The following is a 22,501-nucleotide window of genomic DNA, read 5'->3' as shown; positions in this document are numbered from 1 at the left end:
GCTGCCATGGTCGCGGTTTAAGAATGGTTAATGCCGGTTACCATTGATGAGAATTTTGGCCAGGCGCCGGGGTCGGCAACAGTTTTGTCACGGCAGAACCGGTTGCAAAAGCCCCAGAGTTGGCCGTCCAATTCAAGTACGTGAGTGATCGGCTTGCCCGAATAGGGGCATGTGTCGTTGACGGAATCTGTTCCCTCGACTGGGCGTGCATCCGACTGATCGCCTATTGGCCACGCCCGTGGCGGCAAATCCAACGCATAGGGAACGGGGTCATAAGCAACCGTCAGACCCATGGCACGCCATTGCCGTACCGAGATGTCTGACAGCAGCTCTAGGCAGTACGCGCGGTTGGCTTCTGAAACCGGCAGGCCGTACCCGATGATCCGGGCGGCTACCGGTGTATAAAAAACATCGGCCAAGGAATAGCTGCCAAACAGCGGGCCGGTTTCCGCGCCCGATACGGTGCGGGCGTGGGCCCACAGGGTTTCAATCCGTGCCAAATCCGTCAACGTCTCAGGGGATGGCTGAAAACCCTGCCAACACTGGATCAGTTGCATTGGGCACTCAGACCGCAAAGCATGAAACCCGGCAACCATCTCAGCGCAAAGCCACCGTGCGGTTGCTCGGGCAGCAGGGTCCTTTGGCCACAACCAGGCCTCGGGGTGCCGTTCTGCCAGTGTTTCCGCCATGGCGAGACTTTCGCCTACGACCGTGCCATCCGGCAGACGCAACGCTGGCACAAGACGGGCCGGGGCAAGGGGTTTGATGTCCTCGGCCAATGTACCGGAATACAAACCCATCATATGGCTTCGATAAGGCAGGTTGAACTTTTCCAGCATCAACCAGCCGCGCATCGACCAACTGGAAAACAGGCGGTCGCCGATATACAGATCATAAGTCATACCTGACGATGGCGCGGTCTGACCCTTCCGTAAATTAGTTATTTGTGCGGGCTGTGATCACGGGCAGTGATTGATCCGCCCCACTGACCAGCGATCGCCGTGATGGGTTATGTCTGTAACGGAAAGGTTGTCGATGCGGTGGCCAAACACCTCCTGCGCTTCGATGCCAAGGGCCCGCTGAACCTGTGTCAGGATGACACCGAAATGGGCCACGATAACCAGGTCGCGTCCGGAGTGATCGACTATCAGCCGGTCTATCGCGGCATCGACCCTGGCCCGAACCTCATTCCAGGTTTCACCGTTCGGGGGGCGAACGTCACCCGGATTGTCCCAATAGGCAAAAGCAAGATCGGGGTCTTCTGCTTCGATCTCTTTGAACCTGCGTAGCTCCCACGTGCCAAAATGAATCTCTCGCAAATCGGGATGATGCGGCAGCCTTTGCCGCTGGCCCTGGATGGCCGAGGCGGTGTCGGCAGCGCGTGAAAGGTCGGACGATATGACCAGCGCCTCAGCCGGCAAGTGCCCTTGCAGCCGCGCGATGGCCGCATGATCGCTTAGGTCCGCGGGCAAGTCGGACCATCCAACCATTGATTTAGCGTGGGTCGGACCGTGGCGAACAAGATGAAGACGTGTCATGGCAAATGCCCTTTCAGGACCAACGGCAACCCGGCAATCACCTGAACTACCAGATCGGCCTGCGCGGCCAAGGCGATGTTCAACCGGCCCTGTGCCTCACGGAACCGGCGGGCCAAGGCGTTGTCCGGGACAATGCCGTACCCGACCTCGTTTGACACTATCACAACAGGCGCGCCGCAAGAGGCAAGGTCTTGGAGCAGTTTAGTCTGCGCCTGTTCCAGATCGTTTTCGGCAAGCAGATGATTGGTTAGCCACATGGTTCCGCAATCGATCAGGCAGATATCATTCGCGGTCAGGTCGCTCAGCGCAGGGGCCAGATCAAAGGGTGCCTCAATGGTCGTCCAACCACCCCCGCGCTGCGCAATATGGCGTTGAACCTTGTTGCGCATTTCATCATCAAAAACTTGTGATGTGGCAATATACGAACGCTTTTTCCCAGAAGATACAACAAGTTGTTCGGCATATGACGACTTTCCCGAGGCCGCGCCACCCAGCACAAAGGTCAAATCCGGATACACTGCATAGCCTTTCTGGTGATCCACCCGGTCGTTTTCTGCGTACCTATTTCAAGTCGGTAAAACAAGCCCGGCTCGCGCCTGTAAATAAGGAGAGATTTCAATGGCACTCGACAATGCGAACGATTTCTCAATGTCCCGGCAAGCGATGAAGGCCGAACTGCTGGACGCAGAGACCGAATTGAAACTTGCATATGCGTGGCGAGACGACCGCGACGAACAAGCGTTGCATCGTCTGATCACCGCCTACATGCGGTTAGCTATTTCCATGGCGGCGAAATTCAAGCGCTACGGAGCACCAATGAATGACCTGATCCAAGAGGCGGGGTTGGGTTTGATGAAAGCTGCGGACAAATTCGACCCGGACCGCGGTGTGCGCTTTTCCACCTATGCGGTCTGGTGGATCAAGGCGAGCATTCAGGACTACGTGATGCGCAACTGGTCGATGGTGCGGACAGGGTCGACCTCGTCTCAAAAATCGCTCTTTTTCAACATGCGCAGGGTTCAGGCACGGCTTGAGCGCGAAGCAGCAACCGAAGGCACGGAATTGGACCGGCACCAACTGCACCAGATGATAGCAACCGAAATTGGCGTGCCGTTGCGGGATGTCGAGATGATGGAAGGGCGGTTGTCGGGCTCTGACTTTTCGTTGAATGCCGTTCAATCAACAGACGAAGACGGGCGCGAGTGGATTGACGCCCTGGAAGATGATCGTGAGCAGGCCGCCGAGACTGTGGAGAACAGCCATGATACGGAACAATTGCGTGAATGGTTGGTGACGGCCATGCAGGCGCTGAACGACCGCGAACGCTTTATCGTACGTGAGCGCAAACTGCGCGAACCGGCCCGGACGCTGGAATGCTTGGGTAAGGAACTTGGTCTTTCCAAGGAGCGGGTACGCCAGCTTGAGGCCGCGGCGTTTGTGAAAATGCGAAAGAACCTTGAAGCTCAATCGCGCGAGGTGCAACACTTCATCGCATGAAACGATTTGCGATTCTGCTGTGTGCACTTGTGGTTATGGCCAAACCTGGCCATGCCGACCTCATTCCGAATGACATTCTGAACGCGATGAAATCATCGGATGTGGTTATCTTGGGTGAAATCCACGATAACCCGCAGCACCACATCGTTCAGGCAGAAGCGTTGAAAGCCATCATGCCTTCGGCGGTCGTATGGGAAATGGTGACCGAGGAAGGCGCGCAGCGTCTTGCGAACAAGGCGGTGTCCGATCCCGAGGAGCTTGCGCGCATATTGAAATGGATCGAGTCCGGCTGGCCACCGCTCAGCATGTATTACCCGGTTTTTCAGGCGTCGGATGCACCGATTTATGGCGCGATGGTGCCGCGTGCTGCGGCGCGGGCAGCCATGGAACGTGGCGCGGCGACCGCTTTGGGTGCGGATGCCGCACGGTTTGGTTTGACCATCCCGCTTCCGCCTGCCGAACAAACCGCGCGTGAGGCAGACCAGCTGGCCGCGCATTGCGACGCAATTCCGGAAAGTGCGCTGCCACAACTGGTGGCTATTCAGCGTTTGCGGGATGCTGTGCTGGCGCGGGCTGTCCTGCGGGCTACGGATGAAACCGGCGGGCCGATTGCGGTGATTACGGGCAATGGCCATGCGCGTAAGGATCGCGGCGTCCCTACTTATCTATCCCGCCTGCGTCCCGGTTTAAAAGTGTTTGCGCTGGGCCAGTCCGAAGATGGTGTTGTGGATGGCGAATTCGACGCGGTGCTCGATAGCCCGGCAGTTGAACGGGAAGACCCTTGTCTGGCGTTTCAGCAGCAGAATTAACCGCTGGAACTGTCCGCCCTGCTTGCCTAATGTCAGGGCCGAGCTGGACGGGAAGGGGTCAACATGCTGGCATCGAAACGCATTCTGCTGATCATTGGCGGTGGGATCGCGGCCTATAAATCACTGGATCTGATCCGGCGTCTGCGCGAACGCGGTGCCAAAGTCACGCCTGTCTTGACCCGCGCGGCAGAGGAATTTGTGACACCGCTTTCTGTGTCGGCCCTTGCCGGAGAGAAAACCTATCGCGACCTGTTCGACCTGACGGACGAGGCTGAGATGGGCCATATTCAGCTGTCTCGTTCAGCCGATTTGATCGTTGTGGCCCCGGCCACGGCCGACCTGATGGGCAAGATGGTTGCAGGGTTGGCGAACGATCTGGCTTCGACCTTGTTGATGGCGACCGATACGCGCGTTCTGTGCGCGCCAGCCATGAATGTGCGGATGTGGGATCACCCGGCAACTCAGAGAAATCTGAAACAATTGCAAGCGGATGGTGTCCGCTTTATTGGCCCGAATGAGGGCGACATGGCCTGCGGTGAATACGGCCCCGGTCGCATGTCAGAACCGCTAGAGATTGTTGCGGCGATTGAAACCGAACTTGGCGCCGGTCCGTTGCGCGGCAAGCGCGTTCTCGTGACCTCGGGCCCAACGCATGAGCCGATTGATCCGGTGCGCTATATCGCCAACCGATCATCCGGGGCGCAGGGAACGGCTGTTGCCCGGGCGTTGACCGCGTTGGGAGCTGAAGTGGTGTTTGTAACCGGTCCTGCGGATGTTGCCCCGCCCGAAGGTGTGCAGGTTACGCGGGTTGAAACTGCACAGCAAATGTCAGACGCCGTGGACGCCGCGCTGCCGGTTGACGCGGCGGTGTTTGCTGCGGCGGTTGCAGATTGGCAGGTGGTTGGAGCATCGGACAAGAAGCTGAAGAAAAGCCGGGACGGAATGCCAGCGCTGGAATTTGCCGAGAATCCGGACATCCTCAAACGCGTCGCGCATCTTAAAACCGGACGACCACCACTGGTTGTAGGCTTTGCTGCTGAGACGGACGATGTAATCGAACACGCAACAGCCAAACGGGACCGCAAGGGCTGCGACTGGATCGTTGCCAATGATGTCAGTCCGGCGACGGGTATAATGGGCGGGTCCGAAAATGCGGTGACTCTGATTTCCCATTTGGGCGCCGAAGAATGGCCCCGTATGGGTAAGGACGCCGTGGCAGAGCGATTGGCGCGCAAGATCGCTGACGCTTTGATCAGCAAACAAGAGGAGCAGTGATGGTTGCAATTCGTGTAATTCGCGAGGAAGGCGCTGATCCGTCGGTTCCCCTGCCGTCCTATGAAACTACGGGTGCGGCCGGCGCAGATGTTCGCGCCAACCTGCCAGACGGCGCGGCGATCACGCTTGAACCTGGGCAGCGTACCCTGGTGCCCACTGGATTGCGTATCGAAATCCCGCAGGGGTTCGAAGTGCAGGTGCGCCCTCGATCGGGACTTGCGCTCAAACACGGCATTACGCTGCCCAACACGCCGGGCACGATAGACAGCGACTATCGCGGCCCATTAGGCGTGATTGTCCTGAACGCAGGGCAGGAGGTATTCGAGATCACCCATGGTGAACGGATTGCCCAACTGGTCGTTGCGCCGGTTGTTCAGGCCCGGTTCGACGCAGCCGAGTCGCTCAGCGATACCGCGCGCGGTGCTGGCGGCTTTGGCTCGACCGGGCGCGGCTAATGTTGCTGGTTCTGATCCTAGCGGCAGCTCTCTGGGGTATTGGCTATATTGCCGGTGTGTCCCGGACGGCACGTATGATGTCGGTCGCGGTTCTGTTGGTGGGTGTCGTTCTGGCACAGCTGGTTTTGCCCGTCGGCCACCCCTTACGCGCGGTGACGGGCGGTTCTGCGGCGCCTTGGCTTTTACTGGGCGGTGCCGCGCTGCTGATATTAATATACAGGCAGGTTCTGAGGGCGCTGCGCAATCGCGCCGCGCCGACCTCGGAACGGAATATGACGCCACCCGGCCAGTTCTCAGAAACTGAGCTTGAGCGCTATGCCCGCCATATCGTCCTGCGCGAGCTGGGCGGCCCAGGTCAGAAACAGATGAAGCAGGCACGGGTGTTGGTCATCGGGGCCGGTGGGCTGGGTGCGCCTGCTCTGCAGTATCTGGCTGCTGCCGGGGTGGGTACGATCGGCGTGATCGACGATGATGAGGTCGAAAACGCCAACCTGCAACGGCAGGTGATCCACCGCGATGCCGATATCGGAATGCCCAAGGTGTTTTCGGCGCAACAGGCAATGCAGGCGCAGAACCCAAAGGTTACGGTTTTGCCCTACAACCGCCGATTGACCGATGAAATCGCATCCGATCTGTTTGCGGATTTCGATGTGATCCTTGACGGCACAGACAATTTTGAAACCCGCTACCTCGCCAACCGTACAGCCGTAGCCCTGGGTAAGCCGCTGATCTCTGGTGCGCTGTCGCAGTGGGAGGGGCAGCTCAGCGTCTTTGACCCGGCCAACGGAGCGCCCTGTTATCAGTGCATCTTTCCCAAGGCACCTGCGCCCGGCCTTGCACCCTCCTGCGCCGAGGCCGGGGTCATTGGCCCGCTGCCCGGTGTGGTAGGTTCGATGATGGCGGTTGAGGCGATAAAAGTGATCACTGGCGCTGGTCAGGCTTTGCGTGGCGAAATGCTGATCTACGATGCGCTTTATGGCGAAAGCCGCAAGATCAGCCTGTCACGCCGTGCCGATTGCCCGATCTGCGCAGGGTCTGAAGACCGGGCGAAGACGCCGGGCGCGTAAGCGCGCGGCCCGGCCCAACGCCGCCAAGGCGCATCTTCGATGCGCGCTGCGGAGGCGGGAGCACCCAGCTTGGGACAGCGTCCAGATTGGCGATAAGAACGTTGCCAGCGCAGTCGCGATAGTCCTGCTGTTGCTTAACCTGCAGCCGCTATTTCACTCTCTCATGTCACGTCTGCCTTTCAGGTGACGACGCGTACCGCGATGGGTTTGCGCAAAAAGCAGAGTGACAGAATTTGCGGCGATTGGTCCGCCACCTCTGGACCATCCGGGGTAGCCTCCCTAGCTTCACCGGTAAAGGAGAGCTGCATGACCAACCTGATCTTGTCCGACTGGACCACGCCGTTTGAAATCGCCCCGTTCAACGCCATTTCCGATGACGATTTTACACCTGCGTTGGAACAGGCCATGCAGGCCCACAACGCTGAAATCGACGAGATCGCCAACAACCCGGATACGCCCACATTCGCGAACACGATCGAGGCGCTTGAGGCAGCAGGCGAACAGATGGACAAGGTGCTTTCGGTGTTTTTCACCGTCGCTGGGGCTGACAGCAATCCGGCACGGGAGAAGTTACAGCGGGACTTCTCGCCCAAACTGGCTGCGCATTTCTCGGGTATATCGTCGAATAAAGCTTTGTTTCAAAGAGTTGCGGATCTGTGGGCGCGTAAAGACGACCTGAACTTGACCGAGGAACAGGCGCGTGTGCTGATGCTGGCACATCGCGGGTTTGTCCGTGCAGGTGCCGCGTTGGAAGGGGATGCGGACGCGCGGATGCAGGATATTAAGGCGCGGCTGGCCTCATTGGGGACATCCTTTACACAGAACCTGCTGGCCGATGAACGGGACTGGTACATGGACCTGTCCGAGGCTGATCTGATCGGCCTGCCTGATTTTGTGGTGGATGCTGCGCGCGCGGCGGGGCAGGAAAAAAACGGGAAAGGGCCGGTTGTGACGCTATCGCGCTCTTTGATTGTGCCGTTTTTACAGTTTTCGCCGCGGCGAGACCTACGGGAAAAGGCGTATCGGGCCTGGACTGCGCGAGGCGCAAATGGCGGTGAGACGGATAACCGGGCGATTGCTGCTGAAATCCTGACCCTGCGGGAAGAACGCGCAAAGTTGTTGGGCTATGACAGTTTTGCCGATTTCAAGTTGGAAACCGAAATGGCACGTACGCCCGACAAGGTCCGTGATCTGCTTTTGCAGGTGTGGAAGCCAGCCAAGGCGCGTGCTGATGCGGATGCCGAAATCCTGACGCAGATGATGCAGGAAGATGGTGTCAACGGTCCGCTGGAAGCGTGGGACTGGCGCTATTACGCTGAGAAACGCCGCAAGGCCGAGCATGATCTGGATGAAGCGGCACTAAAGCCGTACCTGCAGCTTGATCGAATGATTGAGGCGGCCTTTGCCTGCGCCAACCGGCTGTTCGGGCTTGAATTCGCACCGCTGGACGTGCCGCTCTATCACGCGGATTGTCGCGCGTGGGAAGTCACGCGAGACGGGCAGCACATCGCAGTGTTCATCGGTGACTATTTTGCACGGGGATCGAAACGCTCGGGCGCGTGGTGCAGTGCAATGCGGTCGCAGGCCAAGTTCCCCAAGGTGCAGGCGCCGGTCGTGATCAATGTGTGCAACTTTGCCAAAGGTGATCCCGCGCTGCTGTCTTACGATGACGCACGGACGCTGTTTCACGAATTCGGCCATGCGCTGCATCAGATGTTGTCCAATGTGACCTATGAAAGCATTTCGGGCACCAGCGTGGCGCGTGATTTCGTCGAGTTGCCCAGCCAGCTTTATGAACACTGGCTGGAAGTCCCCGAGGTTCTGGCCGAATTCGCAACCCATGCCGAAACCGGCGAAGCGATGCCACAGGACATGTTGGAGAAAGTGCTGAAGGCCGCCAATTTTGATCAAGGGTTTCAGACGGTGGAATATGTCGCCTCGGCCCTGGTGGATCTGGCGTTCCATGAGGGCGCAGCCCCGGCTGATCCGATGGCGAAACAGGCTGAGGTTCTGACCGAAATCGGTATGCCGCGGGCCATTCGTATGCGGCACGCCACACCGCATTTTGCCCATGTCTTTGCTGGCGACGGATATAGCGCGGGCTACTACAGCTACATGTGGTCCGAGGTCATGGACGCCGACGCCTTTGCCGCGTTTGAAGAAGCGGGCGGCGCCTTTGACCCGGAACGCGCCAAGGCGTTGGAAGAAAACATTCTGTCCACCGGCGGTTCGCGCGAGGCCGAAGACCTGTATCTGGCCTTCCGGGGCAGGTTGCCGGGTGTCGAAGCGCTGTTGAAAGGCCGCGGGTTGATCGCGGCCTAGTATCCTAACGTCCGATCCACGAGGTGCAGGAAGGGTTCGCCTTCCTCTCCTCGGCGGATGTTCTCACAGATCACCTGTGCCGCTGTGACGGGACGGGTTTCTGACGCGATATGCGGTGTGACCGTGACGTTCGGATGGGCCCAGTAAGGGTGGTCCGGTGGCAACGGCTCGACCCGGAACACGTCAAGTGTGGCGTGCCCGACCTGTCCCGTGTTCAGCGCGTGAAGCAAGGCGTTATCGTCGATCAACGGCCCCCGACCGGGGTTGATGATACACGCCCCCTTGGGCAACAGGGCCAGAGTTTTGCTGTTCAGAGTATTCTCTGTCGCTGGTGTATCCGGCAACAGCAGCACGGCGATCTCGGCTTGTGACAAGGCGGCCAGCAACCCATCCTCGCCATACAGGCAATTGGCACCCGGGATAGCCTTGGCCGTTCGGCTCCAACCGGTGACATCAAAATTCAATGCGGCCAACGCCCGTGCAGCGGCTTCACCCAACGCGCCAAGGCCAAGAATGCAAACCTGACGTTCACTGGCCAAAGGTGGTGCGTCAGGGGTCCAAACCCCATCCTGAACTGTTATGTGGTGATCCATGCCAAGGTGATAACGCAGCACGTGCCCCACCACCCATTCCGTCATGCCTTGCGTCAAACCGTGATCCACCATCCGTGCCAGCGGTACGGTCAGCGTCGCATTGCCCGCAATCTGTTCAACCCCGGCCCAAAGGCTGAGTACCGCTTTCAGCCGGGTGTAGGGGGTAAAGTCCATCAACCCTGCATTCGGGGCATAGACGACGTAGTCCACCTGATCCGGTGCGAATTCCGTCCCAAGGCAGAAGTCCAGCCCGGCTTCGGTCAGGCCCTTGGCCAGCAGGGGCTCGTACACGGGCCACAGTTCGGGGCGCGCGGAAAACAGGACGTTCACGGGCATAAAAGACCTTTCAAATCAGCGGGGGCGGTGGATATGGGCGCTTTGAACGATGCCAAATGCAGCCATCAGAACCAGCATGGCCGAGCCACCATAGCTGACCATCGGCAGCGGTACACCGACAACCGGAGCCAAGCCCATGACCATCGACATGTTGACGGAAAAAAACAGGAAAAAGTTCAGCGCGATGCCCAATGTCACCAGTGACGAAAAGCGATCCTTGGTAGACAACGCCGTGACGAGACAGAACACGAGGATCAGAGCATATAGTGTCAGCAGGGTAATGCCGCCGACAAAGCCGAATTCCTCTGCCAGCGTCGTGAAGATAAAGTCGGTGTGTTTTTCGGGCAGGAAATTCAGCCGCGACTGCGTGCCCTGCATGAACCCGCGCCCGTTCCAGCCACCGGACCCCAGCGCGATCTTGGACTGGGTAATGTGATATCCGGCCCCTAACGGATCAGTCGAAGGATCAAGGAAGGTATCGATCCGTCGGAACTGATAATCCTTGAGCAATTGCCAGTCGGTCCCCCGGCTGTTGAATACCGTGGCAATCAGGCCCACCACGGCTGCGATGACAGCAGCGAAATAAGCCCAGTGGACACCGGCCAGAAACATCAGCCCTCCGCCCGCTGCCAGCAGCAGGATCGACGTGCCAAGGTCGGGCTGTTTCAGAACAAAGAAAGTCGGGATCAGGACCAGGATGACGGGGATAAGAACCCACAATGGGCGCGACGTTTTATGAGATGGCAACCAGTCGTAGTAGGCAGCCAGAACCATGACGAGAGCAACTTTCATGACCTCGGAAGGTTGTAGCCGCATGAAACCAAGGTCAATCCACCGTTGGGCACCCATGCCGACGGTGCCGAAGAACTCAACAAACACCAGCAGGGCGATTGAGATCAGATAGGCCAGCACAGACATATTCCGCCAGAACCAGATCGGGACCAGCGCAACGATGAACATGACCGCGAGGCCCAGACCAAAGCGCTCCATCTGCGGCTCGGCCCACGGGGTCCACGACCCGCCGGCCACGGAATACAGCATCAGGAACCCTGCACTGGCCACGCTGATCAACAACAGAGTCAGCGGCCAGTTCATATACAGGAACTTTCGAAACCCCGATGGCGTGGATTTGACGGCGTATTCAAGATAGCTCATGCGCGGTCCTTCTCGGTCGGACGCGCCTTGGGACGACGGTCGCCCTCCAGCCTCTTTTGCTGTTCCTTGATTTTTTCGCGGTCAGCTACCGGATAGGCTTCAAGCGGGGGCGTTCCGTTGTACAACGCCTGCAGCATGATATCGCGGGCCACCGGGGCCGCCGCCTTGGACCCGCCACCGCCATGCTCGACCACGACCGCCACGGCAAATTTCGGATTGTCATATGGGGCAAAGCTGACAAACAGCGCGTGGTCGCGGCGCTCCCATGGCAGATCCTCGTTGCGGATCACACCGGCGGCCCGTTCGGCTTTGGTGATGTTGCGGACCTGACTGGTGCCGGTCTTGCCTGCCATGCGAAGGTCATCGGCGATGATACGACTGCGATAGGCTGTACCTCCGCGGTCGTTTGAAACCGCGAACATGGCCTTGCGTATGAATTCCAGATTGGTCGGGCTGACGGCCAGCGGCTCACCCGCGCCAGAGGGTTGTTCAACCCCGTTTACCGATCGCACCAAACGCGGTTTTACAGCGCGCCCCGTGGCGATCCGTGCCGTCATGACGGCCAGTTGCAGTGGTGAGGCCAGCATGAACCCCTGACCGATCGACGCATTTGCCGTGTCGCCAGTCAGCCAGCTTTGCCCGTGAACACGTTCCTTCCACTCTTGGTTCGGGGCCAAGCCAGCGGCGACTGCGGACATTGGGATGTCGTGTTTGACACCCAGACCGAAAATGCGAGCCATCTCGGAAATATTGTCGATTCCGGTGCGCAGCGCCACGTCGTAATAGTAGACGTCGCAACTGCGTTTCAGTGACAGATTCAGATCGACCGTTCCGTGCCCGCCACGTTTCCAGCAATGAAAGCGGCGGCTGCCGACTTTAAGGTGACCAGGGCAGTAGACAGTGTTCGAAGGCCCGATCACGCCGGCCTCAAGCGCGGCCATGGCGGTGATCATCTTGAAGGTTGATCCCGGCGGGTACGTGCCCTGAACAGACTTGTTTGCCAGTGGGCGGTAATTGTCCTGCGTCAGCGCCCGGTAATCGGCCACCGAAATGCCACGCACGAAAAGATTCGGGTCGAAACTGGGGGCCGAGCTTATGGCCCGGATATCACCGGTCTCGCAGTCGATGACAACGGCGGCGGCGCTTTCTCCGGCCAGTCGGGCCTGCGCATATTGTTGCAAGTCGGCATCGACCGAGAGCTGCAGATCAGCACCGGCCTCGCCTTCTTGCCGGTCCAGCTCGCGCATAACGCGGCCAGTGGCGTTGACCTCGACACGCTTGGCACCGGCTTTGCCGCGCAAAGCGCCCTCTTGCTTGGCCTCGAGCCCCACCTTGCCGATCTGGAACCGGGGAATGCGCAGCACCGGTTCGGGGTCGGCGATCTGGCTAAGATCATAGTCACTGACCGGGCCGACATAACCGACCACATGGGCGAAATCTTCATAGCGGGGATATTGCCGGGTTTGACCGACTTCGGGGATCACGCCGGGCAGGGCCGGGGCGTTGACGGCGACTTTGGATATATCGGCCCAGGTGACCTGATCAGCAAGGGTGACCGGCAGAAAAGGTGCCGAGCGCCGCATCTCTGCCTTGGCGCGCTCTATTTCATCTGAGGTCAGAGGGATCAGTTCCGAGAGTTTGGCAATCACCTGATCGACATCTCCGGCGTCCTCGCGCACCATGACAATGCGGTAAGAGGGGGAGTTCTGGCCAATAATCTCGCCGTTCCGGTCGTAAATCCGGCCACGAGTTGGCGGGATCAAGCGGATGTTGATCCGGTTTTCCTCGGCTAGCAGACGGTATTCATCGGCCTGCTCGACTTGCATGAACCGCATCCGGGCCGCCAACCCGCCAATAAACGCGGCCTGTAGCCCGCCAAGGATCAGCGCCCGTCGGGGCAGGCGTTTGTAAGCGAGACCTTGGGCTTTGGGTTTGCGCTGTTTCATCACGCCCCCACTATACTGTTATTGGATACAGAGGCACGCCGTACACCAAAGATGTTCTGGCTGAGCAGAACGATCAGCGGATAAACTGCGATTGTCAGAACCAGTTGTATCACCAGCGGGCCAAATGCTGCTTGTTGCACAGATAGGATAGCAAGAATCACACGATTCAGCATGAAAACCGCTGTGACAACCACTGCGACAGTCGAGCATTCACCAACAAAGCCCAAATCGCGCATTCCGTGCGCAGCCGAACGCAGGTAGGACGCGCCCAGTACGACCAGCGCCGCCAATAGTCCGGGTGGGCGTTGCAGCAACAGGTCTGCCATCAGCATCACAAAGGCCACAAGAAGTGTCGGAACATATTCAGGCCGTCGCAGCACCCATGCGAAGGTCAGGGCGATCAGAAGGTCAGGAAACGGCCAGCGGTCCGGTTGCGTATCCAGCGGAAGAAGGTGAAGAAACAAGATCAACATGGCCAGAAAAAGATACAGCACCCGTTTGGACCAAAGCTGAGAGGTTGGGCTATCCATCCCCGACCTCCGCCGGGTTAAGCGCCGTTTCGGGGGTTCCGGGGCCAACAATATCTCCGGGATCGCGGATCGGGGGGGCAGATTTGTACCGCAGCACCCGAAGGAACTCGAGACGTTCGAAATCTGCCGAAAGGCGCACCCGCAGGCGACCCCCGGGGTCGGCGGTGATCTGACCGATCAGCAGGCCGCCTGGGAAAACTCCGCCATCGCCCGAGGTCACCACACGGTCGCCGGGGCGCACGAGTTCCCGGTTCTCAAGGAACTCAACAGCGGGTGCAGGCGTGTTATCACCGGTGATCAGTGCGGTTTGGCCCGACGGCTGGATGGTGGCCGGGATCGCGCTTGAGGCGTCGGTCAGCAAGATCACCCTTGCTGTATCCGGACCCACACCAGAGATCCGTCCGACCACGCCGATCCCATCCATCGTGGCCCACCCGTCGGTGATGCCGTCACGCTCGCCCACGTTCAGCAGAACCGATTGCCGAAAAGGTGATCCGCTGTCGGCCATCACAACACCGGTGATATAGGTCAGGCGGGGATCAAGACGTACGTTGTTCAGGTCCAGCAGCCGGGCATTTTCCTGCTCTAACTGCAACGCGGCCTCTTTCCAGGCGCGCATCAGGCGCAGTTCGCTGCGCAATTCCTGGTTCTGTTCGCTCAGGCGCTGATAGCTTTGGAAATCGCGGGCGAGATTGACCACGGCGGTGACCGGAACCATCGCCCATTCCATCGAAGGAACCACCCGGTCCACGACTTGCGCACGGAACCTTTCCACGCGGGGGCTGTCGATGCGCCAGACCAGAAAGATGCCAAGCAGGCACAGCACCACAATCCCCACAAGCAGGCGGCGGAGGGGGGTTGTGTATTCGTCGCGCTGTGATCGGTCCTTTGCCACAGGACTCCTTCCCGTGCTGCTCTTGCCCGAGTTGTTACCCCGAAAGGGTGCGCGCCTTAGCTTTCGTAGTCAATCGCGTGGCGCAGTTGTTTTTCGTATTCCAGCGCCTTGCCGGTGCCCAAAGCCACACAGTTCAGGCTTTCGTCGGCAATCGATACGGCCAGACCTGTCTGTTCGCGCAAGGCAAGATCCAGATCGCCCAGCAACGCACCGCCACCGGTCAGCATCACACCGCGGTCCACGATGTCCGCTGCCAGATCAGGCGGTGTGGTCTCAAGCGCGGTCATCACTGCCTCGCAAATCTGCTGGACGGGCTCTGACAGTGCCTCGGCCACCTGAGCCTGGCTGATCTCGATTTCTTTCGGCACACCGTTCAACAGGTCGCGGCCCCGGATATGCATCGACTGGCCCCGGCCATCGTCGGGCATACGGGCGGTGCCGATGGTGGTTTTGATACGCTCGGCGGTCGACTCACCGACCAGAAGGTTCTGCTGGCGGCGCAGGTACGAGATGATGGCCTCATCCATCCGGTCGCCACCGACACGCACCGAACGCGCGTAGACAATGTCACCCAGCGACAGAACAGCCACTTCAGTCGTACCGCCGCCAATATCAACGACCATGTTGCCGGTCGGATCGGTAATCGGCATGCCGGCGCCAATGGCAGCAGCAATTGGTTCGGCGATCAGGCCCGCGCGCCGGGCGCCTGCGGATAGAACCGACTGGCGGATTGCGCGTTTTTCAACGGGTGTCGCGCCATGCGGGACGCAGACGATGATTTTGGGTTTCGAAAAGGTTGAGCGTTTGTGCACCTTGCGGATGAAGTGCTTGATCATCTCTTCCGCGGTGTCGAAATCGGCGATCACGCCTTCGCGCATCGGGCGGATTGCCTCAATCGAGCCGGGGGTCCGGCCAAGCATCAGTTTGGCGTCCTCGCCCACGGCCAACACTTTCTTGACGCCGTCTTTTACGTGGTACGCAACCACAGAGGGTTCAGACAGGATGACGCCGCGCCCTTTGACATAAACCAGCGTGTTCGCTGTCCCAAGGTCGATAGCCATGTCCGCTGTGAACAGGCCGCCCAGATTGCCAAAGATCCCCATGATTCCCCTGATCCTGTATGTCGTTTTTCTACTGCCCGCGACTCGACGGTTCCGGGACGGATGACTTATAGGGTGCCAGCACGTCCGGTAAAAGGGCTGATTCCGCGACGATCAGCACCTTTCCGCCTTATTAAGTGGGACTTTAGAAGGCAATATGCTCTCATATCAACATATTTACCACGCTGGAAATCTGGCTGATGTGCAAAAGCACGCATTATTGGCATGGGTGTTTGCTTATCTGACCCAAAAGGACAAGCCACTTACCTACATAGAGACCCACTCTGGACGTGGCTTGTACAAATTGAACGCGCCCGAGGCGCTGCGTACAGGCGAGGCGGCAGCAGGTATTCAGCGCGTACGGCAGGCGGGTTGGTTTTGCGCGGATCACCCTTTGGAACGCGCAATCCAAGCGGTCCAAAAGCGGCACGGGGCCGAGGCCTATCCGGGCTCACCCATGATTGCTGCCAGTATTCTGAGGGGCAAGGACAGTCTGCACCTTGCCGAGTTGCACCCGCAGGAACACGCCGCATTGGCGATGATGATGTCTCCGTATGGTGCCAAGGTTTATCGTCAGGACGGCTTTGAACTCGCACAGTCTTTGTTACCACCTACACCGCGACGCGGCGTTCTGATGATTGACCCGAGCTATGAGGTAAAGTCTGAATATGATCGCCTGCCCGGAGTTATCTCCAAACTGCACCGCAAGTGGAATGTCGGTGTAATCGTGTTGTGGTATCCTGTTCTAAGGGATGGACGCCACAGCGCCATGATTTCGGCACTCAAGTCGCAGAACCTGCCAAAATCCGTCTGTCACGAGGTTCGGTTTGATCCAGTGCGCGAGGGTCACGGAATGGTTGGCTCGGGTATGTTCATTGTCAATGCACCCTTCGGAACCGAAGACGAGGCAACCCGCCTGACACGCTTGTTCCAGGAGCTCCGAAACTGACTCAAAATTCCGGATTGCTCCCGCCTTGTTCGTCCGCATCATAGATGCGAACAAAAAACTTGGCGCGCTGCCGGGCGCAAAACCCAAGAAGGGGCAGCGAAGCCGGGCCGCCGCGGGTGCGGGAGCCATTGCCCGTCGCGTCTAGGTCAGATCCTTGTAGCTTATCTCGCGCGCGTCTGAGCCGGGGCCGGTTTTTTCGCGGCGTACAATCAGGCGGTTGAGGGCGTGGATATATGCTTTGGCCGAAGCAACGACCGTATCCGTGTTGGCCGATTGACCAGTGGCGATCATACCATCTTCTTCCAGACGTACGGAAACGGTGGCCTGTGCGTCTGTACCCTCGGTTACCGCATGCACCTGATACAGCTGCAAATGGGCCTTGTTGGGATAAATCGCGCGTATCGCTTTGAATGTCGCGTCAACCGGGCCGTCCCCATGTTCGGTCGCGATGACATCCTTGCCGTCCACTTCCAATTCAACGGTTGCTTCGGCCTTCCCACCGGTGCCGCAGGTGACTTTCATGGAAACCAGTTGCAGGTGGTCGTTTGCTTCGTCATCGTCCAGCGTCATCAGCGCGATGAGGTCGTCGTCGAAGACCTCTTTCTTTCGGTCGGCCAGATCCTTGAACCGCACGAAAATATCCTTGAGCTGGTTGTCCCCGATCTCATACCCCAGCGTTTCCAACTTGTCTCGCAATGCCGCGCGGCCCGAATGCTTGCCCAATGGCAAAGAAGTTCCGGACAGGCCGATATCCTCGGGGCGCATGATTTCGAAGTTTTCGCGGTTCTTCAGCATGCCATCCTGATGTATGCCGCTTTCATGGGCAAACGCGTTCTTGCCAACGATTGCCTTGTTGAACTGCACGTTAAAGCCGGACACGGTCGCGACGCGGCGCGAGATGTGCATGATCTTGGTCGTGTCGATGCCCGTCTTCCACGGCATGATGTCATTGCGGGTGCGCAGTGCCATCACCACCTCTTCCAACGCGGTGTTGCCCGCGCGTTCACCCAGACCGTTGATCGTGCATTCGATTTGCCGCGCGCCGCCCGCGACAGCAGCCAGAGAGTTCGCGGTCGCCATGCCAAGATCGTTGTGGCAATGGGTGGCAAAGATCACTTCGTCCGCGCCCGGCACGGTTTCGATCAGGCGCTTGATCAGATCGGCACTTTCCACCGGAGCGGTATAGCCGACAGTGTCGGGGATGTTGATGGTCGTCGCACCGGCCTTGATGGCAATCTCGATCACGCGGCACAGGTAATCCCATTCCGTCCGTGTCGCATCCATCGGCGACCATTGCACGTTTTCACACAGGTTGCGGGCGTGGCTGACCGTTTCATGAATCTTATCGGCCATCTCGTCCTGCGTCAGGTTCGGAATAGCGCGGTGCAGTGGCGAGGTGCCGATGAAGGTGTGAATTCGGTTCTTCTCGGCGTGTTTCACAGCCTCCCAGCAGCGATCAATATCGGCGAAATTGGCGCGCGCGAGACCGCAGATGCGGCTGTTTTTCGACCGCTGGGCAATCTCGGACACCGCCTTGAAATCACCTTCGGAAGCGATGGGAAAGCCGGCTTCGATGATGTCCACGCCCATCTCGTCCAGCAGTTCGGCGATCTCGAGCTTTTCGTCATGGGTCATGGTGGCGCCTGGGCTTTGCTCGCCGTCGCGCAAAGTGGTGTCAAAGATCAAGACACGGTCTTGGTCGGTCACGTTGGTCATGGGAATCTCTTTCTTCTTCTGTCCTAAAGCCTATGGCGCGCGGGCGTCCTCCTCTGAGCGGGCGCGCCGGTTGGCACGCTCAGAGGCGGATTAGGATCAGTAGGCCACGCAGCGACGCACCGCTAAGGGCGGTGTCGACAACAAGGATATCTGCGCGGTTGATCATGGGCAGAATGTATACATCGCCTGCCTGGAATGAAAAGACCCATTTGCAGCGTAAAGGCGGTAAGAGGGATTCTTTTATACGCCACATTGATCCTTCCGCGCAGACGGCTAAGTGATGCCCCATGGAAAAAGCACTGATCATAGGCGCATCGGGTGGAATCGGGCAGGCGGTCTGCCAGCAGCTGACCGGGCAAGGGGTAGCTGTGACGGCCTTGTCACGTTCGACAGACGGAATTGACCTGACTGACCCTGACCGCGTTCATCTCATCTTGGAGGAAATCCCCGGTCCTTTTGACCTGATCTTCGTTGCCTCGGGCGCGCTGGAGATAAAGGGGTCAGAACCGGAAAAGACCTTCAAAACTCTGTCAGCGCAGGCGATGATGGATCAATTCGCACTCAACGCTGTTGGGCCTGCACTTGTGCTGCGCCACGCAGCGCGCCTGTTGCCGCGTGACCGTCGCGCGGTTTTTGCGGTGCTTTCGGCGCGGGTCGGCTCGATTGGAGACAACCGTCTGGGCGGATGGGTCAGCTATCGTGCGGCAAAGGCCGCCGTGAACCAGATTGTACACACCGCCTCTATTGAGTTGGCGCGGACGCATAAACAGGCGATTTGTGTCGCCCTTCATCCCGGTACGGTAAAAACCGAGTTCACTCGCAAATACCTTGGTCGCCACCCTGCGGTTGAGCCGGATGAAGCCGCCGCAAACCTCCTGAATGTCACGGAACACCTGACCCCGGCGGACACCGGAGCGTTTTTCGATTGGGCGGGAAAACCCGTGCCGTGGTGATGGCTTAGCCGTCGGAGTCCGCGGGCGCCACCTCGGGCGTCTCATCTGTCGACGTCGCAAGCGCACCGTTTTCCCAAACGCCGGTTTCAACTTCGCCATTGGCATAACGCATGGTGCCATTGCCCTGACGCTTGGCATCGACAAAGCTGCCTTCGTACACGTCTCCGCTTGGGTAAGTCGCGACGCCATCGCCGGTGATTTTGCCATCGGTCCACTGGCCAGTATAGCTGAAGCCGTTCGCCATGACGATCTCACCCTGCCCGTGTCGCTGTCCGTCGTTGAATTCACCGGTGTAAACCGTGCCATCGGGATAGGTCGCCATACCGGTTCCCTGACGCAGTCCATCGACCCAGTCGCCGTCATAGATATAGCCGTTGGCTGAGGTCAGAACACCTTTGCCGTGGTTCTTGGCATTCCTGAATTCACCTTTGTAGACAGTGCCATTGGGATAGGTCGATACACCCTGGCCTTCGATTACTCCCGCGATCCACTCTCCTTCATATGTCGATCCGTCCGTATAGGTGATGCGGCCATTGCCTTCGGCCAGGTCGGCCCTGAAATCCCCAACGTATATCGAGCCGTCGGGATAGGTCACTTCGCCCAGGCCTTCGATCAGACCATTGGTCCACTCGCCGGTGTATACATACCCGTCGGTCCCGGTATAGGTGCCCTGACCGTGGCGCAGGTCGTCGTCGTAGTCACCTTCGTAGACGTCGCCGTTTGCATAGATGACCTTGCCCTTGCCCTGACGGCGGCCTTCGACAAGCGCGCCTTCGTAGACATCGCCATTCACGTAAGACAAGCGTCCTGTTCCGGTTATGCGATCTTCGGACCAGTCGCCCACATAGGTCATGCCGTCAGGCAGGGTCAGGCTGCCCTGGCCGTGGCGTTGACCGTCCTTTATATCGCCCTCGTAAACGCCGCCTTCGGCATAGGTGATCTTGCCCTTGCCCTGTTTGACGCCGTCGACCCACTCCCCGTCATAGCTATAGCCGCTTGGGTCGGTCAGAACGCCTGATCCGTGATACCTAGCGTTCTGGAAGCCGCCTTCATAGCGCGCACCATTGGCATAGATCGCTATGCCCTGACCATTTATGGTGCCATCGGACCACTCGCCTTCATAGCTGCCACCGTCGGCATAGATGATTTTGCCGCGCCCTTCGGGCTGGCCATTCGCAAACGTCCCTTCGTAGACAGACCCGTTGACATAGCGGGCAATCCCCTGGCCCTGAATCTCACCCTCGGACCATTCGCCGGTGTATTCGAACCCGTTCGGCAGGCGATAGGTTCCGGTACCGTGGCGCAGCCCGTTTTCGAAGGTGCCCTCGTAGACGCCGCCGACCTCATCATCTTTCGTGATCACCTGACTGTTCTGTGCGGTGGCGCCGGCGGCCATCAGAGCGATCGCTGACGCGGCAATGGAAATGCGGAAAGTGTTCATGATTGGTCCTGCCTGCCAGGTTTTCATCCTTTCGACCAAAACTAAGGTACCGATGGGGTCAGAGCAACGAGTTTTGCAGCATTTGCCTTTTACTCGCGCAACGATCTGCTACATGGCAGTAAGACTGACGAGATCATGAGAGCACAATGGCCGACCGCTTCCGCATCACTCTGGCGCAATTAAACCCCACCGTGGGGGATGTTGACGGAAATGCCGCCAAGGCGTTGGCCGCGTGGGAGCAGGCGCGCAAGGCCGGGGCGGATCTGGTGGCTTTGCCCGAAATGTTCATCACCGGTTACAATACGCAGGACCTGGTCATGAAGCCCACATTCCACTCGGCCGCGATGGCTCGGGTCGAAGCCCTGGCCAAAGAATGCGCTGACGGCCCGGCTGTTGCGATTGGCGGCCCGTGGGTCGAGAATGGTAGCCTTTACAATGCCTACCTGATCCTCAAAGGCGGTCGGATCAGCAGCAAGGTTCTGAAACACCATCTGCCCAACGAAACCGTGTTTGATGAGGTGCGCCTTTTTGATTCCGGGCCTTTGGGCGGCCCCTATGCCGTTGGGAATACCCGCATAGGCAGTCCGATTTGCGAAGATGGCTGGCACTCTGATGTGACCGAAACCCTTGAGGAAACCGGGGCGGAATTCCTGTTGATCCCCAATGGCTCGCCCTATTTCCGCAACAAATACGATGTGCGGATTAATCAAATGGTGGCGCGTGTCGTCGAAACTGGTCTGCCGCTGATTTACCTGAATATGGTGGGCGGCCAGGACGACCAGGTTTTTGATGGCGGGACTTTCGGCCTGAACCCTGGCGGCGAACTGGCATTTCGCATGCCCATCTTTGACGAAGCGATCAGCCACATAGATCTTGAGCGCGGCGATGATGGCTGGCGTATCCTGCCTGCCGAAATCGCGCTGCAGCCCGATGAATGGGAGCAGGACTATCGCGCAATGGTGCAGGCCTTACGCGACTATATGGGCAAAACCGGGTTCAAGAAGGCGCTGCTGGGGCTTTCGGGCGGTGTGGATTCTGCCTTGGTCGCGACCATAGCGGTTGACGCAATCGGGGCTGAGAATGTCCGCTGTGTGATGCTGCCGTCTGAATACACCAGCCAAGCCTCTTTGGATGATGCCGAGGCGGTCGCAAAGGCGCTGGGCGTTCATTATGACTATGTGCCGATTTCAGACAGCCGGGCGGCGGTGACGGACACTCTGGCCTCGCTTTTTGCCAGCCACGAACCTGACGTGACCGAAGAGAACATCCAGTCACGATTGCGTGGCCTGTTGCTGATGGCAATCTCGAACAAGTTTGGCGAGATGCTGTTGACTACGGGTAACAAGTCCGAAGTCGCCGTGGGCTATGCCACAATTTATGGTGACATGAACGGCGGATATAATCCGATCAAGGATCTGTACAAAACCCGCGTGTTCGAAACCTGCCGATGGCGCAACGCGAACCACCGCGACTGGATGATGGGCCCAGAGGGCGAGGTTATCCGCCCCACAGTCATCGATAAACCCCCCAGTGCCGAGCTGCGTGAAGATCAGAAAGACAGCGACAGCCTGCCCGATTACCCGGTTCTGGACGCGATTCTGAATATTCTGATCGATCAGGAAGGCTCGATTTCCGATTGTGTGGCCGCCGGTTTCGATGAGGCTGACGCGCGGCGGGTCGAGCATCTGATCTTTATCAGCGAATACAAACGCTTTCAGTCTGCCCCCGGAACACGTTTGACCCATCGCGCATTTTGGCTGGATCGCAGGTATCCGATTGTGAACCGTTGGCGCGACCAGGGCTGACGCGCATGGACGTGCTTTGAAAGGGCAATTCAGGGTTTCATGATCGGTATTAATGCCCTTGGATCAATAAACATTGTTTCGTAATTGAGTGGTAGTGTTCGTGTTTCCGGGCCTTTTCT

General features: G+C 58.7%; 20 protein-coding genes. 9 read left to right on the top strand and 11 right to left on the bottom strand.

Annotation, left to right across the window (positions count from 1 at the left end; all coding sequences use genetic code 11):
• Window positions 1–17 precede the first annotated feature (17 nt).
• The 3 genes from AC2FIT_RS09815 to cobU are packed head-to-tail and all read right to left on the bottom strand — an operon-like array spanning window position 18 to window position 2,080.
• Window positions 18–902: a glutathione S-transferase N-terminal domain-containing protein gene (locus AC2FIT_RS09815; RefSeq protein WP_496828973.1), complete on the bottom strand. Its 885-nt coding sequence runs from the start codon at window positions 900–902 to the stop codon at window positions 18–20.
• Between the two features lie 57 nt (window positions 903–959).
• Window positions 960–1,538: a histidine phosphatase family protein gene (locus tag AC2FIT_RS09810; RefSeq protein WP_496828972.1), complete on the bottom strand. Its 579-nt coding sequence runs from the start codon at window positions 1,536–1,538 to the stop codon at window positions 960–962.
• A complete protein-coding gene (gene cobU, locus AC2FIT_RS09805; protein WP_496828970.1) occupies window positions 1,535–2,080 on the bottom strand; it encodes a bifunctional adenosylcobinamide kinase/adenosylcobinamide-phosphate guanylyltransferase in 546 nt (181 codons plus the stop codon). Before cobU ends, AC2FIT_RS09810 begins: the two co-directional genes overlap by 4 nt.
• A 76-nt stretch (window positions 2,081–2,156) precedes the next feature.
• Between cobU and AC2FIT_RS09800 the strand changes: the two genes are divergently transcribed.
• The 6 genes from AC2FIT_RS09800 (at window position 2,157) to AC2FIT_RS09775 (ending at window position 8,963) form a co-directional block, all read left to right on the top strand.
• Window positions 2,157–3,035, top strand: a complete 879-nt coding sequence (locus AC2FIT_RS09800) for an RNA polymerase factor sigma-32 (RefSeq protein WP_496828969.1) — start codon at window positions 2,157–2,159, stop codon at window positions 3,033–3,035.
• Window positions 3,032–3,844 carry a ChaN family lipoprotein gene (locus tag AC2FIT_RS09795; RefSeq protein WP_496828967.1) on the top strand — a complete coding sequence of 271 codons (813 nt, stop codon included), beginning with the start codon at window positions 3,032–3,034 and terminating at the stop codon, window positions 3,842–3,844. The genes AC2FIT_RS09800 and AC2FIT_RS09795 overlap by 4 nt, the downstream gene beginning before the upstream one ends.
• 63 nt (window positions 3,845–3,907) lie before the next feature.
• Window positions 3,908–5,119 carry a bifunctional phosphopantothenoylcysteine decarboxylase/phosphopantothenate--cysteine ligase CoaBC gene (gene coaBC / locus AC2FIT_RS09790; RefSeq protein WP_496828965.1) on the top strand — a complete coding sequence of 404 codons (1,212 nt, stop codon included), beginning with the start codon at window positions 3,908–3,910 and terminating at the stop codon, window positions 5,117–5,119.
• The gene (dut, locus tag AC2FIT_RS09785) at window positions 5,119–5,574 is read left to right on the top strand and encodes a dUTP diphosphatase (protein ID WP_496828963.1); all 456 of its coding nucleotides are present in this window, start codon (window positions 5,119–5,121) and stop codon (window positions 5,572–5,574) included. The genes coaBC and dut overlap by 1 nt, the downstream gene beginning before the upstream one ends.
• Entirely contained in the window at window positions 5,574–6,641 is a 1,068-nt protein-coding gene (locus AC2FIT_RS09780) for a HesA/MoeB/ThiF family protein (RefSeq protein WP_496828961.1), read from the top strand. Before dut ends, AC2FIT_RS09780 begins: the two co-directional genes overlap by 1 nt.
• 306 nt (window positions 6,642–6,947) lie before the next feature.
• The gene (locus AC2FIT_RS09775) at window positions 6,948–8,963 is read left to right on the top strand and encodes a M3 family metallopeptidase (RefSeq protein ID WP_496828959.1); all 2,016 of its coding nucleotides are present in this window, start codon (window positions 6,948–6,950) and stop codon (window positions 8,961–8,963) included.
• Here the strand turns inward: AC2FIT_RS09775 and AC2FIT_RS09770 are convergent.
• Genes AC2FIT_RS09770 through AC2FIT_RS09745 form a run of 6 tightly spaced genes read right to left on the bottom strand, consistent with a single transcriptional unit; the run spans window position 8,960 to window position 15,521 of the window.
• Window positions 8,960–9,892 carry a 2-hydroxyacid dehydrogenase gene (locus tag AC2FIT_RS09770; protein ID WP_496828957.1) on the bottom strand — a complete coding sequence of 311 codons (933 nt, stop codon included), beginning with the start codon at window positions 9,890–9,892 and terminating at the stop codon, window positions 8,960–8,962. The genes AC2FIT_RS09775 and AC2FIT_RS09770 overlap by 4 nt on opposite strands.
• Window positions 9,893–9,907: 15 nt before the next feature.
• Window positions 9,908–11,047: a rod shape-determining protein RodA gene (gene rodA / locus AC2FIT_RS09765; protein WP_496828955.1), complete on the bottom strand. Its 1,140-nt coding sequence runs from the start codon at window positions 11,045–11,047 to the stop codon at window positions 9,908–9,910.
• On the bottom strand, window positions 11,044–12,993 hold the full coding sequence (gene mrdA / locus AC2FIT_RS09760; protein ID WP_496828954.1) for a penicillin-binding protein 2: 1,950 nt from the start codon (window positions 12,991–12,993) through the stop codon (window positions 11,044–11,046). The genes rodA and mrdA overlap by 4 nt, the downstream gene beginning before the upstream one ends.
• Complete coding sequence (locus tag AC2FIT_RS09755) at window positions 12,993–13,523, bottom strand: rod shape-determining protein MreD (RefSeq protein ID WP_496828953.1); 531 nt, start codon at window positions 13,521–13,523, stop codon at window positions 12,993–12,995. The genes mrdA and AC2FIT_RS09755 overlap by 1 nt, the downstream gene beginning before the upstream one ends.
• Complete coding sequence (gene mreC / locus AC2FIT_RS09750; protein WP_068338220.1) at window positions 13,516–14,418, bottom strand: rod shape-determining protein MreC; 903 nt, start codon at window positions 14,416–14,418, stop codon at window positions 13,516–13,518. The genes AC2FIT_RS09755 and mreC overlap by 8 nt, the downstream gene beginning before the upstream one ends.
• Window positions 14,419–14,474: 56 nt before the next feature.
• Window positions 14,475–15,521, bottom strand: a complete 1,047-nt coding sequence (locus AC2FIT_RS09745; RefSeq protein ID WP_039523195.1) for a rod shape-determining protein — start codon at window positions 15,519–15,521, stop codon at window positions 14,475–14,477.
• Between the two features lie 154 nt (window positions 15,522–15,675).
• Here AC2FIT_RS09745 and AC2FIT_RS09740 point away from each other — a divergent pair, with 154 nt between their 5' ends.
• Entirely contained in the window at window positions 15,676–16,467 is a 792-nt protein-coding gene (locus AC2FIT_RS09740; RefSeq protein WP_496828951.1) for a 23S rRNA (adenine(2030)-N(6))-methyltransferase RlmJ, read from the top strand.
• A 141-nt stretch (window positions 16,468–16,608) separates the two neighbouring features.
• Here AC2FIT_RS09740 and AC2FIT_RS09735 read toward each other — a convergent pair whose 3' ends face one another.
• Window positions 16,609–18,183, bottom strand: a complete 1,575-nt coding sequence (locus tag AC2FIT_RS09735) for a 2-isopropylmalate synthase (protein ID WP_496828949.1) — start codon at window positions 18,181–18,183, stop codon at window positions 16,609–16,611.
• 287 nt (window positions 18,184–18,470) lie between these two features.
• Here AC2FIT_RS09735 and AC2FIT_RS09730 point away from each other — a divergent pair, with 287 nt between their 5' ends.
• Window positions 18,471–19,136, top strand: a complete 666-nt coding sequence (locus AC2FIT_RS09730; protein WP_496828946.1) for an SDR family NAD(P)-dependent oxidoreductase — start codon at window positions 18,471–18,473, stop codon at window positions 19,134–19,136.
• 4 nt (window positions 19,137–19,140) lie between these two features.
• Here AC2FIT_RS09730 and AC2FIT_RS09725 read toward each other — a convergent pair whose 3' ends face one another.
• Window positions 19,141–20,577 (bottom strand): MORN repeat-containing protein, encoded by a 1,437-nt coding sequence (locus AC2FIT_RS09725; protein ID WP_496828944.1) that lies wholly within the window; start codon window positions 20,575–20,577, stop codon window positions 19,141–19,143.
• A gap of 146 nt (window positions 20,578–20,723) precedes the next feature.
• Between AC2FIT_RS09725 and AC2FIT_RS09720 the strand changes: the two genes are divergently transcribed.
• The gene (locus tag AC2FIT_RS09720) at window positions 20,724–22,382 is read left to right on the top strand and encodes an NAD+ synthase (RefSeq protein WP_496828942.1); all 1,659 of its coding nucleotides are present in this window, start codon (window positions 20,724–20,726) and stop codon (window positions 22,380–22,382) included.
• Window positions 22,383–22,501 lie beyond the last annotated feature (119 nt).

It is taken from the genome of Ruegeria sp. YTSA135 (assembly GCF_059610165.1).
The sequence above is the reverse complement of the archived record's forward strand: the minus strand, read 5'-3'. Positions and strand labels throughout refer to the sequence as shown.

What these genes read in the sequence shown, in the direction of transcription:
- AC2FIT_RS09815 (WP_496828973.1), bottom strand. Translation starts at nt 902, where the DNA reads ATGACTTATGATCTGTATATCGGCGACCGCCTGTTTTCCAGTTGGTCG.
- AC2FIT_RS09810 (WP_496828972.1), bottom strand. Translation starts at nt 1,538, where the DNA reads ATGACACGTCTTCATCTTGTTCGCCACGGTCCGACCCACGCTAAATCA.
- AC2FIT_RS09800 (WP_496828969.1), top strand. Translation starts at nt 2,157, where the DNA reads ATGGCACTCGACAATGCGAACGATTTCTCAATGTCCCGGCAAGCGATG.
- AC2FIT_RS09795 (WP_496828967.1), top strand. Translation starts at nt 3,032, where the DNA reads ATGAAACGATTTGCGATTCTGCTGTGTGCACTTGTGGTTATGGCCAAA.
- coaBC (WP_496828965.1), top strand. Translation starts at nt 3,908, where the DNA reads ATGCTGGCATCGAAACGCATTCTGCTGATCATTGGCGGTGGGATCGCG.
- dut (WP_496828963.1), top strand. Translation starts at nt 5,119, where the DNA reads ATGGTTGCAATTCGTGTAATTCGCGAGGAAGGCGCTGATCCGTCGGTT.
- AC2FIT_RS09780 (WP_496828961.1), top strand. Translation starts at nt 5,574, where the DNA reads ATGTTGCTGGTTCTGATCCTAGCGGCAGCTCTCTGGGGTATTGGCTAT.
- AC2FIT_RS09775 (WP_496828959.1), top strand. Translation starts at nt 6,948, where the DNA reads ATGACCAACCTGATCTTGTCCGACTGGACCACGCCGTTTGAAATCGCC.
- AC2FIT_RS09770 (WP_496828957.1), bottom strand. Translation starts at nt 9,892, where the DNA reads ATGCCCGTGAACGTCCTGTTTTCCGCGCGCCCCGAACTGTGGCCCGTG.
- rodA (WP_496828955.1), bottom strand. Translation starts at nt 11,047, where the DNA reads ATGAGCTATCTTGAATACGCCGTCAAATCCACGCCATCGGGGTTTCGA.
- mrdA (WP_496828954.1), bottom strand. Translation starts at nt 12,993, where the DNA reads ATGAAACAGCGCAAACCCAAAGCCCAAGGTCTCGCTTACAAACGCCTG.
- AC2FIT_RS09755 (WP_496828953.1), bottom strand. Translation starts at nt 13,523, where the DNA reads ATGGATAGCCCAACCTCTCAGCTTTGGTCCAAACGGGTGCTGTATCTT.
- AC2FIT_RS09745 (WP_039523195.1), bottom strand. Translation starts at nt 15,521, where the DNA reads ATGGGGATCTTTGGCAATCTGGGCGGCCTGTTCACAGCGGACATGGCT.
- AC2FIT_RS09740 (WP_496828951.1), top strand. Translation starts at nt 15,676, where the DNA reads ATGCTCTCATATCAACATATTTACCACGCTGGAAATCTGGCTGATGTG.
- AC2FIT_RS09735 (WP_496828949.1), bottom strand. Translation starts at nt 18,183, where the DNA reads ATGACCAACGTGACCGACCAAGACCGTGTCTTGATCTTTGACACCACT.
- AC2FIT_RS09730 (WP_496828946.1), top strand. Translation starts at nt 18,471, where the DNA reads ATGGAAAAAGCACTGATCATAGGCGCATCGGGTGGAATCGGGCAGGCG.
- AC2FIT_RS09725 (WP_496828944.1), bottom strand. Translation starts at nt 20,577, where the DNA reads ATGAACACTTTCCGCATTTCCATTGCCGCGTCAGCGATCGCTCTGATG.
- AC2FIT_RS09720 (WP_496828942.1), top strand. Translation starts at nt 20,724, where the DNA reads ATGGCCGACCGCTTCCGCATCACTCTGGCGCAATTAAACCCCACCGTG.